Origin of the sequence: Myxococcus sp. AM009 (assembly GCF_013372605.1) — a bacterium.
Classification (GTDB): Bacteria; Myxococcota; Myxococcia; order Myxococcales; family Myxococcaceae; genus Myxococcus; species Myxococcus vastator.
In genome coordinates this window covers 1-11,893 of record NZ_JABXEP010000200.1, presented here as the reverse complement: position 1 = coordinate 11,893, position 11,893 = coordinate 1, and the positions used below count along the sequence as shown (strand labels likewise).

13 protein-coding genes are annotated in these 11,893 nt (G+C 69.2%); 8 read left to right on the top strand and 5 right to left on the bottom strand.

Features of this window, described 5'->3' with window-relative positions:
• Positions 1 to 772: hypothetical protein (locus tag HV824_RS31970; RefSeq protein ID WP_176424932.1), on the top strand; the 772-nt coding region annotated here is incomplete at its 5' end.
• Here HV824_RS31970 and HV824_RS31965 read toward each other — a convergent pair.
• Positions 765 to 1,613 carry an aldo/keto reductase gene (locus HV824_RS31965; RefSeq protein WP_176419697.1) on the bottom strand — a complete coding sequence of 283 codons (849 nt, stop codon included), beginning with the start codon at positions 1,611 to 1,613 and terminating at the stop codon, positions 765 to 767. The genes HV824_RS31970 and HV824_RS31965 overlap by 8 nt on opposite strands.
• A 109-nt stretch (positions 1,614 to 1,722) precedes the next feature.
• Here HV824_RS31965 and HV824_RS31960 point away from each other — a divergent pair, with 109 nt between their 5' ends.
• The 6 genes from HV824_RS31960 to HV824_RS31935 all read left to right on the top strand — a co-directional run bounded on the left by HV824_RS31960 (position 1,723) and on the right by HV824_RS31935 (position 7,850).
• Complete coding sequence (locus HV824_RS31960; RefSeq protein ID WP_176424931.1) at positions 1,723 to 3,489, top strand: ABC transporter transmembrane domain-containing protein; 1,767 nt, start codon at positions 1,723 to 1,725, stop codon at positions 3,487 to 3,489.
• Positions 3,490 to 3,796: 307 nt separating this feature from the next.
• Positions 3,797 to 4,030 carry a hypothetical protein gene (locus HV824_RS31955; RefSeq protein ID WP_013935727.1) on the top strand — a complete coding sequence of 78 codons (234 nt, stop codon included), beginning with the start codon at positions 3,797 to 3,799 and terminating at the stop codon, positions 4,028 to 4,030.
• Positions 4,031 to 4,114: 84 nt separating this feature from the next.
• On the top strand, positions 4,115 to 5,749 hold the full coding sequence (locus HV824_RS31950; RefSeq protein WP_176419699.1) for a CTP synthase: 1,635 nt from the start codon (positions 4,115 to 4,117) through the stop codon (positions 5,747 to 5,749).
• Positions 5,746 to 6,582 carry a 3-deoxy-8-phosphooctulonate synthase gene (gene kdsA, locus HV824_RS31945; RefSeq protein WP_176419700.1) on the top strand — a complete coding sequence of 279 codons (837 nt, stop codon included), beginning with the start codon at positions 5,746 to 5,748 and terminating at the stop codon, positions 6,580 to 6,582. The genes HV824_RS31950 and kdsA overlap by 4 nt, the downstream gene beginning before the upstream one ends.
• Positions 6,583 to 6,613: 31 nt before the next feature.
• Positions 6,614 to 7,189, top strand: a complete 576-nt coding sequence (locus HV824_RS31940; RefSeq protein ID WP_176424930.1) for an HAD family hydrolase — start codon at positions 6,614 to 6,616, stop codon at positions 7,187 to 7,189.
• Between the two features lie 40 nt (positions 7,190 to 7,229).
• The gene (locus HV824_RS31935) at positions 7,230 to 7,850 is read left to right on the top strand and encodes a response regulator (protein WP_141255404.1); all 621 of its coding nucleotides are present in this window, start codon (positions 7,230 to 7,232) and stop codon (positions 7,848 to 7,850) included.
• Positions 7,851 to 7,946: 96 nt separating this feature from the next.
• Here HV824_RS31935 and HV824_RS31930 read toward each other — a convergent pair whose 3' ends face one another.
• Together HV824_RS31930 and HV824_RS31925 are read right to left on the bottom strand one after the other, a co-directional pair.
• Positions 7,947 to 8,390, bottom strand: coding sequence for an Hsp20/alpha crystallin family protein (locus HV824_RS31930; protein WP_176424929.1), 444 nt, complete (start codon positions 8,388 to 8,390; stop codon positions 7,947 to 7,949).
• Between the two features lie 211 nt (positions 8,391 to 8,601).
• Positions 8,602 to 8,796, bottom strand: coding sequence for a CPXCG motif-containing cysteine-rich protein (locus tag HV824_RS31925; RefSeq protein ID WP_176419703.1), 195 nt, complete (start codon positions 8,794 to 8,796; stop codon positions 8,602 to 8,604).
• A gap of 60 nt (positions 8,797 to 8,856) precedes the next feature.
• On the opposite strand from HV824_RS31925, the gene HV824_RS31920 reads away from it, so the two are divergent.
• Complete coding sequence (locus HV824_RS31920; protein WP_176424928.1) at positions 8,857 to 9,705, top strand: general secretion pathway protein GspE; 849 nt, start codon at positions 8,857 to 8,859, stop codon at positions 9,703 to 9,705.
• Positions 9,706 to 9,726: 21 nt separating this feature from the next.
• Here HV824_RS31920 and serB read toward each other — a convergent pair whose 3' ends face one another.
• Both serB and HV824_RS31910 read right to left on the bottom strand, forming a co-directional pair.
• A complete protein-coding gene (serB, locus tag HV824_RS31915; protein WP_176424927.1) occupies positions 9,727 to 10,914 on the bottom strand; it encodes a phosphoserine phosphatase SerB in 1,188 nt (395 codons plus the stop codon).
• 74 nt (positions 10,915 to 10,988) lie between these two features.
• A partial coding sequence (locus HV824_RS31910) for a serine/threonine-protein kinase (RefSeq protein WP_176424926.1) occupies positions 10,989 to 11,893 on the bottom strand: 905 nt, incomplete at its 5' end.

The following is an 11,893-nucleotide window of genomic DNA, read 5'->3' as shown; positions in this document are numbered from 1 at the left end:
GGCCCCCACGGCGCCCCCCACCGGCGCCAGGGAGCCCGCGCCTCCGAAACCACAGCGCGCGCAAGAGACCCGCAGGCAGCAGCAGGAGGACGAGGACATGGAGGGCGTTCAGCGGCTGGTGTCGCGCAAGGTGGAGCGGGTGCTGGAGCAACTGGGGACGCTCGCCACGCGGGCGCGCTCGGGCGAGGAAGTCCCCACCATCACCGTCACGCTCCACCTGGCGCACGGCCATTCGATGACGGGCGAGGTGGTGGACTACGTGCCCCGCGAATCGGTGCTGATGGCCCTGGGCAAGGAGGGGCTGCGCCGCTCGGAGTCGGTGGCCTACGTGGACCTGTCCACGGTGGTGGCGGTGGCGGTGGGCAACGCGGAGAAGCTGCTGGAGCTGACGCAGCTCGTGCGGCCCAACCCCACGCGGCAGGACGTAGTGACGCTGCTGGAGAAGCTGCCCCACGCCCTCACCGAGCAGTTCTGGCCGGGCGAGGCGTCCCTGGGCGGCAAGCCCCTGCGCTTCGAGGTGGAGTGGGTGGGCCTGGATGACGAGCCGGGCCGCCGCGCGCTGGAGTCCGCCGTGAATGTCACCAGCCATGCCTTGCGCGCCCTGGCCCAGGAGCAGGGCCGCGAGGTGCTGCGCCGCATCACCTCCGTGCGCTTCCTCAAGGGCCAGGGCACCCGCGCCACCGTGGAGGGCGAAACGGGCACGGTGACGGTGGGCCCGGGTGAGCCCACCGTGTCCGCCTTCCGCAAGGCCTTCGCCGCCGGCATCAAATGACGGGCAGCGACGCCGGCTCGGCCCCCAGCGGGAAGGCCGCGTCGAGGAGGGCCCGCTCGTCGGCGGTCAGCGCCAGCGACGCGGCGGCGGCGTTGTCGCGCGCGTGGGCTTCCCGGCTCGCCTTGGGAATGGCGAACAGCGACGGCCCGCGCACCAGGAACCGGAGCGCCACCTGGTACGGCGTGACGCCGTGCGCGCGGGCAATGGCGCCCAGCACCCTCCCACCCCGGCTGTCGGGTCGGGGGAAGCGGCCGTTGCCGAAGGGGCTGTAGCCCACCACCGCCACGTCGTGGGCTTCGCACCAGGGCAGGACGGCGTGTTCGATGGCGCGCTCCTCCAGGTGGTAGAGCACCTGGTTGCAGGCGATGCGCCCGGGCCCCGCGAGCGCGAGCGCCTCCTCCAGGTCCTCCACCCCGAAGTTGCTCACGCCCCAGGCGCGAATCTTTCCATCCGCCACCAGCTTCTCGAAGGCGCGCACCGTCTCCTCCAGGGGGTGCGAACCCGGCCAGTGCAGCAGGTAGCAGTCGAGGTGGTCCGTGCGCAGCCGCTTCAGGCTCCGCTCACAGGCGGCGAGCGTGCCCGCGTAGGAAGCGTTGGACGGCATCACCTTCGACACCAGGAAGACGTCGCCACGCCGGCCCGCGATGGCCTCGGCGACGATGGACTCCTCCACCTTGCCGTGGCCGTACAGTTCAGCGGTGTCCACGTGTGTCATTCCCAGGTCCAACCCGGCGCGAAGGGCGCGGATGGCGCCTGCCCGGTCGTCCTCCTCCATCTGCCAGGTCCCCTGGCCCAGGACGGGCACGGACACCCGTGTGCTTCCAAATGGACGCTGCTCCATGGCACTCCCCCTGACTCCGCGTATGGCCTGCTTCGAGAGGATTAATACTGCATCAACGCACACGCAGGCGGCCGGTGCGCGGGTTGGACGCTCGCGTTAGTCTCCGCCGGTGTCTTCCCCCGTGAACGATTCGAAGAGCAGCGCCTCCCCTGGCGTCACCTTGGGGCGCCTGCTGAAGCTCGCGCGCCCGGAGCTGCTGCCACTGGCAGCGGGCACCTTCTTCCTCCTCATCAACAGCGGCGCCACGCTGGCCTACCCCCGCGCCATTGGCGACCTGGTGGACCAGGCCCTCACCGCGCGCGACCGGTATGTGGTGGACCGGCTCGCGATGCTGATGCTCGCCGTGTTCACGGTGCAGGGCCTCGCCATGGCGCTGCGCATCTACCTCTTCACCAGCGCGGGCGAGCGCGTGGTGGCGCGGCTGCGCAAGGACCTCTTCGGCGCCCTGCTGTCCCAGGAGGTGGGCTTCTTCGACTCGCGCCGCACGGGCGAGCTCACCAGCCGGCTCTCCTCGGACACCACCGTCCTGCAGACGACCGTCACGGCCAACGTGTCCATGATGCTGCGCTACGTCGTCACGGCCCTGGGCGGCGTGGGCCTGCTGCTCTACACGTCCGTCCAGCTCACGCTGGTGATGTTGGCCGTCATCCCGCCCGTGGCCATTGGCGGTGTGTTCTACGGGCGCCGGGTCCGGGTGATTTCCCGTCAGGCCCAGGACGCGCTCGCCGCCAGCGGCGAGGTGGCCGAGGAGGACTTGTCCGGCATCCGCACCGTGCGCTCCTTCGCCGCGGAGCGGCACGAGGTGGAGCGCTACAGCGTCGCCGTGGAGCGCTCCTTCACGCTGGCCAAGAAGCGCGCGCTCCAGACCTCCGTCTTCATGGGCGTGGCCTCCATCGCGGGGTATGGCTCCATCGCCGCGGTGCTCTGGTACGGCGGCCGGCTGGTGGTGGACGGCGGCCTCTCCGTGGGCGAGCTCACCTCGTTCCTCATCTACACCATGCTGGTGGCCTTCTCGTTCAGCGGCATCGCGGAGCTGTGGGCGGACTTCATGCGCGCCAGCGGCGCCGCCGAGCGCGTCTTCGAGCTGCTGGACCGCAAGCCCGCCATCGGCGCCGGCGGCGAGCAACTGACCGACCTGCGCGGGCACGTCCAGTTCCGCGGCGTGCACTTCGCCTACCCCAGCCGTCCCGACGTGCCGGTGCTCCAGGGCCTGGACTTGGAGCTGCGGCCGGGAGAGGTGGTGGCGGTGGTGGGCCCCTCCGGCGCGGGCAAGTCCACGCTGGCCTCCCTGCTGTCGCGCTTCTACGACCCGCAGAACGGCGAGGTGCTGCTGGACGGCCATCCGCTCACCGCCCTGGAGCCGGAGTGGCTGCGCCGCAACATCGGCATGGTGGCGCAGGAGCCCCAGCTCTTCTCCTGCTCCATCGCGGACAACATCCGCTACGGCCGGCCCGGCGCCACCGACGCCCAGGTGGAGGAGGCCGCCCGCGCCGCCAATGCCCACGCGTACATCGAGCGCTTTCCGGAAGGCTACGGCACCCAGGTGGGCGAGCGAGGCGTGCAGCTGTCCGGTGGCCAGAAGCAGCGGGTCGCCATTGCCCGGGCGGTGCTGAAGGACCCTCGCCTGCTCATCCTCGACGAGGCCACCAGCGCCCTGGACGCGGAGAGCGAGCACCTGGTGAAGGATGCGCTGGAGCGCCTGATGAAGGGCCGCACCACGCTCATCATCGCCCACCGCCTGTCCACCGTGGCCAACGCGGACCGGGTGCTGGTGCTCGACGGCGGCGTCGTCATCCAGAGCGGCACCCACGCCGCCCTCATGAGCCAGGAGGGCCTGTACCGGCGCCTGGTGGAGCGGCAGTTTGTCGCAGCCTGAACGCCTGGTGCCCACACGGCTCTCGCCACGCACCTGGCGACAGTGGCGCGCCCGCGGGCTCCCGGTTAAGTCTGGGGCTCCGAAAGGAGGTGATGCCTTGAACGACAGCAACTCCAAGGCGTCCACCTCCGCTTCGCTGGCCTGAGAAGGCGCCGAGGCGGTGGCAGACGCTGGCAGTTCCGGGCCCGTTTCCCGCGAGGGGGACGGGCCTTTTTGCGGCGGCTCGGGAATGCCGGCCCCCCCCTCCTGTTCGGAGCGCGCCGGGGGGAGAGGCCGACCCAACACGTTTCATCCGGGAGTTTCCGCCGTGTCCATCACCCCATGCCCCAGCCCGCTGCCCACCGCCCTCCGGGACGAGGAGTCCGTGGACTCGCAGCGCAACCTCTTCTGCCCCAACTACGACGCCTGCCTGCACCTGGTGGTGAAGCGGGGCTGGGAGGGCTGGAGCTGCCGGAACTGCGACTTGCGCAAGTTTCGCGTCGGGCAGCCGACCGCCCAGGAGTTCGCGGTCGCCCGGCCGGGTGGTTGGGACGGCAACTGACGCCGCCCCTCGGTCCCCAGCGGGCGGCCGTCCACCGGAAACAGAATAATTGACGCATCCCTGCCTCAGTTGGCAGAACGGGACATGCGCTCCAAGAAAACCAAGTTCATCTTCGTGACGGGCGGAGTGGTCAGCTCCCTCGGCAAGGGCCTCGCCTCCGCTTCGATTGGCGCCCTGCTGGAGAACCGTGGGCTGGCCGTCACCCTCATCAAGCTGGACCCCTACATCAACGTGGACCCGGGCACGATGAGCCCGTTCCAGCATGGCGAGGTGTTCGTCACCGAGGACGGCGGTGAGACGGACATGGACCTCGGCCACTACGAGCGGTTCACCAACGCGCGGATGAGCCGGCTCAACAACTTCACGTCCGGCCGCATCTACCACGCCGTCATCATGAAGGAGCGGCGGGGCGAGTACCTGGGCAAGACGGTCCAGGTGATTCCGCACGTCACCGACGAAATCAAGTCCAGCATCCGCCAGGCGGCGCAGGACGCGGACGTCGTCATCGTCGAGGTCGGCGGCACCGTGGGCGACATCGAGTCGCTGCCCTTCCTCGAGGCCATCCGGCAGATGCGCTACGACGTGGGCAGTGAGAACGTCGTCTACGTCCACCTCACGCTCTTGCCGTACATCGGCGCGGCCGGCGAGGTGAAGACCAAGCCCACGCAGCACTCGGTGATGAAGCTGCGGGAGATTGGCATCCAGCCCGACTTCCTCGTGTGCCGCACCGACCGCGAGGTGTCCCGCGAGCTGAAGGACAAGATTGCCATGTTCTGCAACGTGGACACGCGCAGCGTCTTCACGTCGCCGGACGTGCGCAGCATCTACGAGCTGCCGCTGGAGCTGCACCGCCAGGGCCTGGACGAGCGGCTCGCGGAGGTCCTCAACATCTGGAGCCGGGCGCCGCACCTGGAGCGCTGGGAGAACATCATCCGCAAGGTGTACGAGCCCGCGCGCGGCCAGGTCCGCATCGCCATTGTGGGCAAGTACGTCAACCTCACGGAGAGCTACAAGAGCCTCAACGAGGCGCTGCTGCACGGCGGCATCGCCAACGACGTGAAGGTGAACCTGCACTTCGTCGACAGCCAGGACGTCGAGGAGCAGGGCGCGGAGAAGCTGCTGGCCGGCGTGGACGCCATCCTGGTGCCTGGCGGCTTCGGCGTGCGCGGCACCGAGGGCAAGATTTCCGCCGTGCGCTACGCGAGAGAGAAGAAGGTGCCCTTCTTCGGCATCTGCCTGGGCCTGCAGATGGCCGTGGTGGAGTTCAGCCGCGGCGTGCTGGGCCTGTCCACCGCCAACAGCCTGGAGTTCAACGAGCACACGCCGCACCCGGTGGTGACGCTCATGGAGAGCCAGGTGAAGGTGCAGGACAAGGGCGGCACCATGCGCCTGGGCAGCTACGCCTGCGCGCTGAAGCCCGGCTCGCTCGCCCACCAGCTCTACGGACAGGACACCATCCAGGAGCGCCACCGCCACCGCTACGAAGTGAACAACGCCTACCGGGGCAAGCTGCAGGAGGCGGGGCTGGTCATCTCCGGCGCCAACCCCGAGCTCAACCTGGTGGAGATGATTGAGCTGGCGGACCACCCCTACTTCGTCGGCTGCCAGTTCCACCCTGAGTTCAAGAGCAAGCCCTTCGCACCCCACCCCCTCTTCTCCGGCTTCATCCGCGCGGCGCTCGCCCAGCGGGACACGGCGGCCGGCCAGGTGTCCGCATGAGCGCCCCCAACCCCATCGAGCTGTGTGGCTTCAAGGTCGGCCAAGGCCAGAAGCTGTTCGTCATCGCCGGCCCCGACAGCATCGAGTCCGAGGACATGGCCCTGCGCCATGCCCGCCTCCTGAAGGAAATCACCGGCCGGCTCGGCGTCCCGTACGCCTTCAAGTGCTCCTACGACAAGGCCAACCGCACCAGCGGCAAGTCCTTCAGAGGCCCGGGTCTCAAGGAAGGCCTGAGAATCCTGAAGAGAATCCGGGATGAAGTGGGAGTTCCCGTTCTCACGGACGTCCATGAGACGAGCCACGTCGGGCCAGCCTCGGAAGTTGTGGATATCATCCAGATACCGGCCTTCCTGTGCCGGCAGACGGACCTGGTGGAAGCCGTGGCGCGGACTGGCAAGGGCGTCAATCTGAAGAAGGGGCAGTTCGTGGCGCCCAAGGACATCGTCCACTCGGCGCGCAAGGCCTTCGAGGCCGGCAACCCCAACGTGCTCGTCACCGAGCGCGGTTCGACCTTCGGCTACAACAACCTGGTGGTGGACATGCGCGGCCTCGCGCAGATGCGCGACGCCGGCCTCGCCGTGTGCTTCGACGCCACCCACTCCGTTCAGCTCCCCAGCGCCGGAAACGGCGAGACGGCGGGCGAACGCCGCTTCGTGTCCTTGCTGGCCCGCTCCGCCGCGGCCGCCGGGATTGACGCGTTGTTCACGGAAGTCCACGAAGATCCGGATCGTGCCCTGTGTGACGGTCCCTGTTCGCTGAATCCACAGATGTTTGAAGACGTGGTACGAAACGTGCTGAGCATCCGCCGGGTGTTGGGACACGAGCCGGGTTGATGCGTCAGCAAACAAGGGAGTCGAGCAAGCCATGGTGACGGACGCCCTTTCCAGACTGGGAACGGAAGAGCTGGCGTCCCGTGCTGCGCGCGTGCGGCTGCTCGTCTTCGACGTGGACGGGGTGCTCACCGACGGCGGCCTCTACTACGGCCAGGACGGCGAGCTGATGAAGCGCTTCGACGTCAAGGACGGCCATGCGCTCGTCATGGCCCGGCTGTCCGGGTTGCCCGCCGCCATCATCACCGCCCGCACCTCCGGCATCGTGGAGAAGCGCGGGCAGGAGCTGGGCCTGGCGGCCGTGTTCCAAGGCCGCCGTGACAAGTCGGCCGCGCTCAAAGAGCTGCTCACCCAGTTGGACGTGCCCCTGGACGCCTGCGCTTACATGGGTGACGACCACAACGACCTGGGTCCACTTTCAATGGTGGCTCTTTCCGCTTGTCCTGCGGATGCGGTCCCCGAGGTGCGCCGAGAGGCCCACTTCGTTACCCAGAGCCCTGGCGGCCGAGGCGCCGCTCGGGAGCTCGTGGAGCTGTGTCTCAAGGCCAGTGGCCGCTGGGACGACGCAGTGGGTCTGATGAGAGGGTCTGATAGGCGCGGTACTCAGTGAGGTTGAAGAAAACCCGTGTTCAAGGTAGGTGAATAGTTCCATGGGCAGCGGAATGATGCAGCAAGAGGGGAGTACGGCGATGACGGACCAGCTCTACACGACGCACGACATCAGTCGTTTGCTTCAGGTGGATCCGTCCACGGTGAGCAAGTGGATTGACCGTGGCATCCTGATGGCGTTCAGGACGCCGGGCGGCCACCGCCGCGTGCGGTCGGCGGACCTGCGCACGTTCCTCATCACCCATCAGATGCCGGTTCCCGAGGAGCTCGGCAGCGGCACGGTGCGCCTGCTCGCGGTGGATGACGAGCGCCCGGTGCTGGACGCCATCAAGCGCGCGTTCAAGCCGTTCGCGGCCCAGGTGGAGCTGCAGACGACGACGAGCGGCGTGGAGGCCCTGCTGCTCGTGTCCGAGCAGAAGCCACACGGCATGATCATCGACCTCAACATGCCGGACATCGACGGCCTGGAAGTCTGCCGCCGCATCCGCGCGCGCAAGCAGATGGAGGGCGTGCGGCTCATCACCATGACGTCCGCGCATACGCCCGAGGTCGTGGAGCAGTCGAAGCAGGCCGGCGCGCTGGCGTGCATGGCGAAGCCGCTGGACGTGCAGCAGGTGCTGGAGCTGTTCCGCGTTCCGCTGGCGCTCAGCGCCAAGCGGTAGGACAGGCAGGGCTTCCGCCTTGCTCGCGGAAGCCCTGGGCAGGGATTTCAGTGGGAGGCAGGTGACCTCCCAGGCCCGCGGTGTGCGCCCGCGGCTTCAGCCCTGGACCTTGACTTCGATGACGCGGGGCTTGGACTCCTCGCGCCGAGGCAAGGTCAGCGTCAACACGCCCTGCTCGTAGCGGGCCTCCACCCGGCTTGCGTCCACCGTGTCAGGCAGCGCGAAGGAGCGGGCGAGTGTCCCGAAGGCGCGTTCCTGGCGGCGCACGTTGACGCCCTCCGCGCGCGGCTCGGCCTTGCGCTCGGCCTGCACGGTGAGGATGTCCTTCTCCACCGTCACCTGGATGGCCTTCGCGTCCAGCCCGGGCATGTCCAGTTGCAGGGTGAGGCCGCTCTCGGATTCGGTGATGTCCGCGGCCGGCGTGCGCTCACGCGGGGCCTGGCGCCACATGGGCTGCGTCAGCTCGCGGAAGAGCGCGTCGACATCGCGCATCAGCGGGTTCACCACGACGGCGGAGTTGAACGGATTGCGAGCCTGCATGGTCGTCTCCTGTTCGTGACGTCCTCGCGGACGCACGGCATGAATGAGCCTGGGTTGTTCTGGTTCGCGGTCGCCGCGGTGCCCCCCACCGGGGCTCCAGCGCCGCCTCACACGACTCAAGAGAACCATGCTTCGGAGCGTGTCAAGCAACGCCCCGGCGGCTTCCGCCGGCGCCGCGTTTCACGCCCGCCTGCCCGCCCTCCAGGCCGCCTCAGTCGTCGTCGCGGCCCAGGTGCACGGCGAAGCGCTCCTCGTCGCGGGACACCTGCACCGTCCAGGGACGGCAGCACACCGGGCAGTCCTCGATGTACGTCTCCGAGGCCACCCCAATGGGGTCCACGGCGACCTCCACTTCCTCACCACAGTAGGGGCAGAGCTGGGTAGCGGCTTCCGCGAAGGGCTGCATGGCTGGGCCTCCTCATCACGGACGCAGCGTCCGCGCATCTAGACGGTAGAATGCCGGGCCATGGCCTCTCCTTCCCGGAATCGCATTGGCGACATCCTCGTCAAGGCACGCGTCATCGACGACTTGCAGCTGCGCAGCGCACTGGCCACCCACGAGCAGTGGGGCGGACGGCTGTCGCGCATCATCGCGGACCTGGGGCTGGCCACCGACGACGTCATCACCGAGGCCATCTGCCAGGGCCTGGGAATGCAGCGCATCCAATTGGGCAACGTCACGCGCGACGCGGGCGCGCTCTCGCGCGTGGACGTGAGCCTCGCCGAGCAGAAGGCCGTCTTCCCGGTGTCGCTCAAGGACAACGGCAAGACGCTGGTGCTGGCCATGGCGGACCCCACGGACCTCGGCACCCTGGACCAGGTCGCGGCGAAGAGCCGCGCCCGCGTGGTCGTCATGGTGGCGGGCGAGCGTGAAATCGAGCACGCCATCCTCCGCCACTACCGCGGCCAGGAGCCCGTCATCAGCACGCGCTTCGGCGGCGAAAAGCGCCCGAGCAGCTCGGACGCGCAGGATGACGAGGACGACCTCAAGGTCGTCGACATGAGCGGCAACACGGTGGTGAAGCGCATCGCCGACATCACGCCGCCCGCGCCCCCCGCGGCGCCTCCGCCCGCGCCTCGCGCGCCGGAGCGCGCCCCTGAGCCAGGCGCTGGCGCCAGCGCCGCGGACATCCTCGACGAGATTCTGGCGGGTGGCGCGCCCACCAACGAGTGGACGGACGAGGACCTGAAGCGGCTGCAGACGGTGCAGCAGAACCAGGAGAAGAGCTCCAAGATTCTGCGCGCGCTGCTCGAGCTGCTGCTGGAGAAGAACCAGCTCCAGCAGCGCGAACTGGCGGCGCGGATGCGGCTGTAGGGCGCGCCCTCAGCCGGCCCCTCAGCCCGCTTCCAGCAGCTCGCGGCCGGTGAGTCCCAGCAGGTAGAGGATGCTGTCCAGGCCGCCCGCGGAGATGGACGTGTCGGCCGCGGCGCGCAGCCTGGGCTTCGCCCGGAAGGCGATGCCCAGCCCGGCGCGCTCCAGCATCAACAAGTCGTTGGCGCCGTCTCCCACGGCGACCACCTGGTCCAGCAGGATGCCCTCCTCCCGCGCCAGCGACTCCAACAGCTCCGCCTTGCGCCGCGCGTTGACGACGCGGCCCACCGTGCGGCCGGTGAGCTTCCCGTCCTGAATCTCCAGCTCGTTGGAGTACGCGAAGTCGATGCCCAGGCGCGCCTTCAGCGCCTCGGCCGCCACGGAGAAGCCGCCGCTGATGACGGCGGTGCGGTAGCCCAGCCGCTTGAGCACGCGCACCAGCGTCTCCGCGCCCTCCGTCAGCGGCAGGTTCGCCGCGAGTTGGTGGACCACGGACGCGTCCAGGCCCCGCAGCAACGCCACGCGCTGACGCAGCGACTCGTCGTAGTCCATCTCGCCGTGCATGGCGCGCTCGGTGATGCGCGACACCTGCTCGCCCACGCCATGCGCGCGCGCCAGCTCGTCGATGACCTCGATGCGGATGAGCGTGGAGTCCATGTCCATGACGACCATCCGCTTGCCGCGCCGGAACAGGCCCTCGCGCTGCAGCGCCACGTCGAATCCACCCGACTGCATGGACAGCTCCAGCAGCGCGTGCTTGAGCGCGTCGGGCGGCTGGCCCGGCGGCAGGCGGATGTGGAGGTCCACCGAGCCCAGGTGCGGCTCGCTGAGGCGCGTGATTCGCTCCACGCTGGCGCCATTCTCCGCCAGCACCTGCGTCAGCGAATGGAGCTCCCGCGCGCCCAGGGCGCGGCCCACGGCGGTGACGACGTGGCGCGAGGACGCGGCTGGCGCGGCGGGTGCCTCCACCGCCTGGAAGTCCAGCGTCACGCCCAGCGTCTTCGCGGCGGACAGCAGCGTCTCCAGGGTGCCGCTCGCCGGAGACAGCCGCACCAGCAGGCAGAGCGTGAGGCGCCCCTGCACCACCACCTGCTCCACGTCGAGCAGCTCGGCGCCGGCCTCCGCCAGCAGACCGGTGAGGCGCGAGACGACTCCGGGATGGTCCTTCCCGGTGACGGTGATGAGCACGCTTTCGGACGGGGGCGGAGTCATGGCGCCACGGAGTGTGGCAGCCCCCAACGTGCGCGGCGAGCCCCGAGTGCGCCCAGGGCCCGGCCGCCTGCCCGTCACTCCTTCGGCGTATCCGAGGAGATGACGAGGTCCCCCTTGGAGAGGAACTCCTTGTCCGGGTACGCCTTGTAGAAGTCCTCCAACATGGCGTCCACGTCCGGGTAGCGCTGCTCGCGCTTGTCCTGGGTGGCCTTGTCGAAGAGCTGATCCAGACCGCTGGGAGCCTCCGGGTTGACCTCGGAGGGCAGCGGCGAGCGGCGGCCCGGAATCTGCCCGGTGAGCATCTCGTAGAGCAGGATGCCCAGCGCGTAGACGTCCGCGGAGGCGCCCGGCTCCTTGCCACCCCGGTTCATCAGCTCCGGCGCCATATAGGCCATGCCGCCCGTGCCCACGAAGACCTGGGGCATGCCCTTGGTGGCGTCCACCTCCACCACGCGGCCCAGCCCGAAGTCGGCCAGCTTCGCGTTGCCGTACGTGTCGAAGAGCACGTTCTCCGGCTTGATGTTGTGGTGCGTGAGCCCCGCGGCGTGCGCGGCCCGCAGGCCGTAGGCCAACTGCAGGAAGGCGCGCAGCGCGAAGGACACCGGCACGCCGTTGCCACCGCCCGCGTCCAGCCGCTCACGCAGGCTGCCCTGCATCAGCTCCAACACGAAGTACGGCCGGGCGGCGTCCACGTTCTGGTCCACCACCTGGACCACGCCCGGGTGACGCACCTGGGCCTGGGCGCACAGCTCCTTCTTCAGGCGCTTGAGCACCTCGCCCCGCTGCAGGAAGGAGAAGTAGCCGAAGATGTCCTTCAGCTCCTTCAGGCAGATGTCCAGGCCCAGCGCGGTGACGCGCCCCTTGAAGACGGTGCCCAGCGGACCGGTGCCGATGGGGTCGAACTTCTGGTAGCGCAGGTCCAGCTCGGAGCCCTTCGGAGCGGGAGCGGCGGGCGCTGCTGCGGCGGCGGGGGCGGAAG

Bases quoted from the DNA above. Each gene is read 5' to 3' on its own strand.
- HV824_RS31935 (WP_141255404.1), top strand. From the start codon at position 7,230: ATGGGCAGCGGAATGATGCAGCAAGAGGGGAGTACGGCGATGACGGAC.
- HV824_RS31920 (WP_176424928.1), top strand. From the start codon at position 8,857: ATGGCCTCTCCTTCCCGGAATCGCATTGGCGACATCCTCGTCAAGGCA.
- HV824_RS31925 (WP_176419703.1), bottom strand. From the start codon at position 8,796: ATGCAGCCCTTCGCGGAAGCCGCTACCCAGCTCTGCCCCTACTGTGGT.
- HV824_RS31940 (WP_176424930.1), top strand. From the start codon at position 6,614: ATGGTGACGGACGCCCTTTCCAGACTGGGAACGGAAGAGCTGGCGTCC.
- HV824_RS31965 (WP_176419697.1), bottom strand. From the start codon at position 1,613: ATGGAGCAGCGTCCATTTGGAAGCACACGGGTGTCCGTGCCCGTCCTG.
- kdsA (WP_176419700.1), top strand. From the start codon at position 5,746: ATGAGCGCCCCCAACCCCATCGAGCTGTGTGGCTTCAAGGTCGGCCAA.
- HV824_RS31930 (WP_176424929.1), bottom strand. From the start codon at position 8,390: ATGCAGGCTCGCAATCCGTTCAACTCCGCCGTCGTGGTGAACCCGCTG.
- HV824_RS31950 (WP_176419699.1), top strand. From the start codon at position 4,115: ATGCGCTCCAAGAAAACCAAGTTCATCTTCGTGACGGGCGGAGTGGTC.
- serB (WP_176424927.1), bottom strand. From the start codon at position 10,914: ATGACTCCGCCCCCGTCCGAAAGCGTGCTCATCACCGTCACCGGGAAG.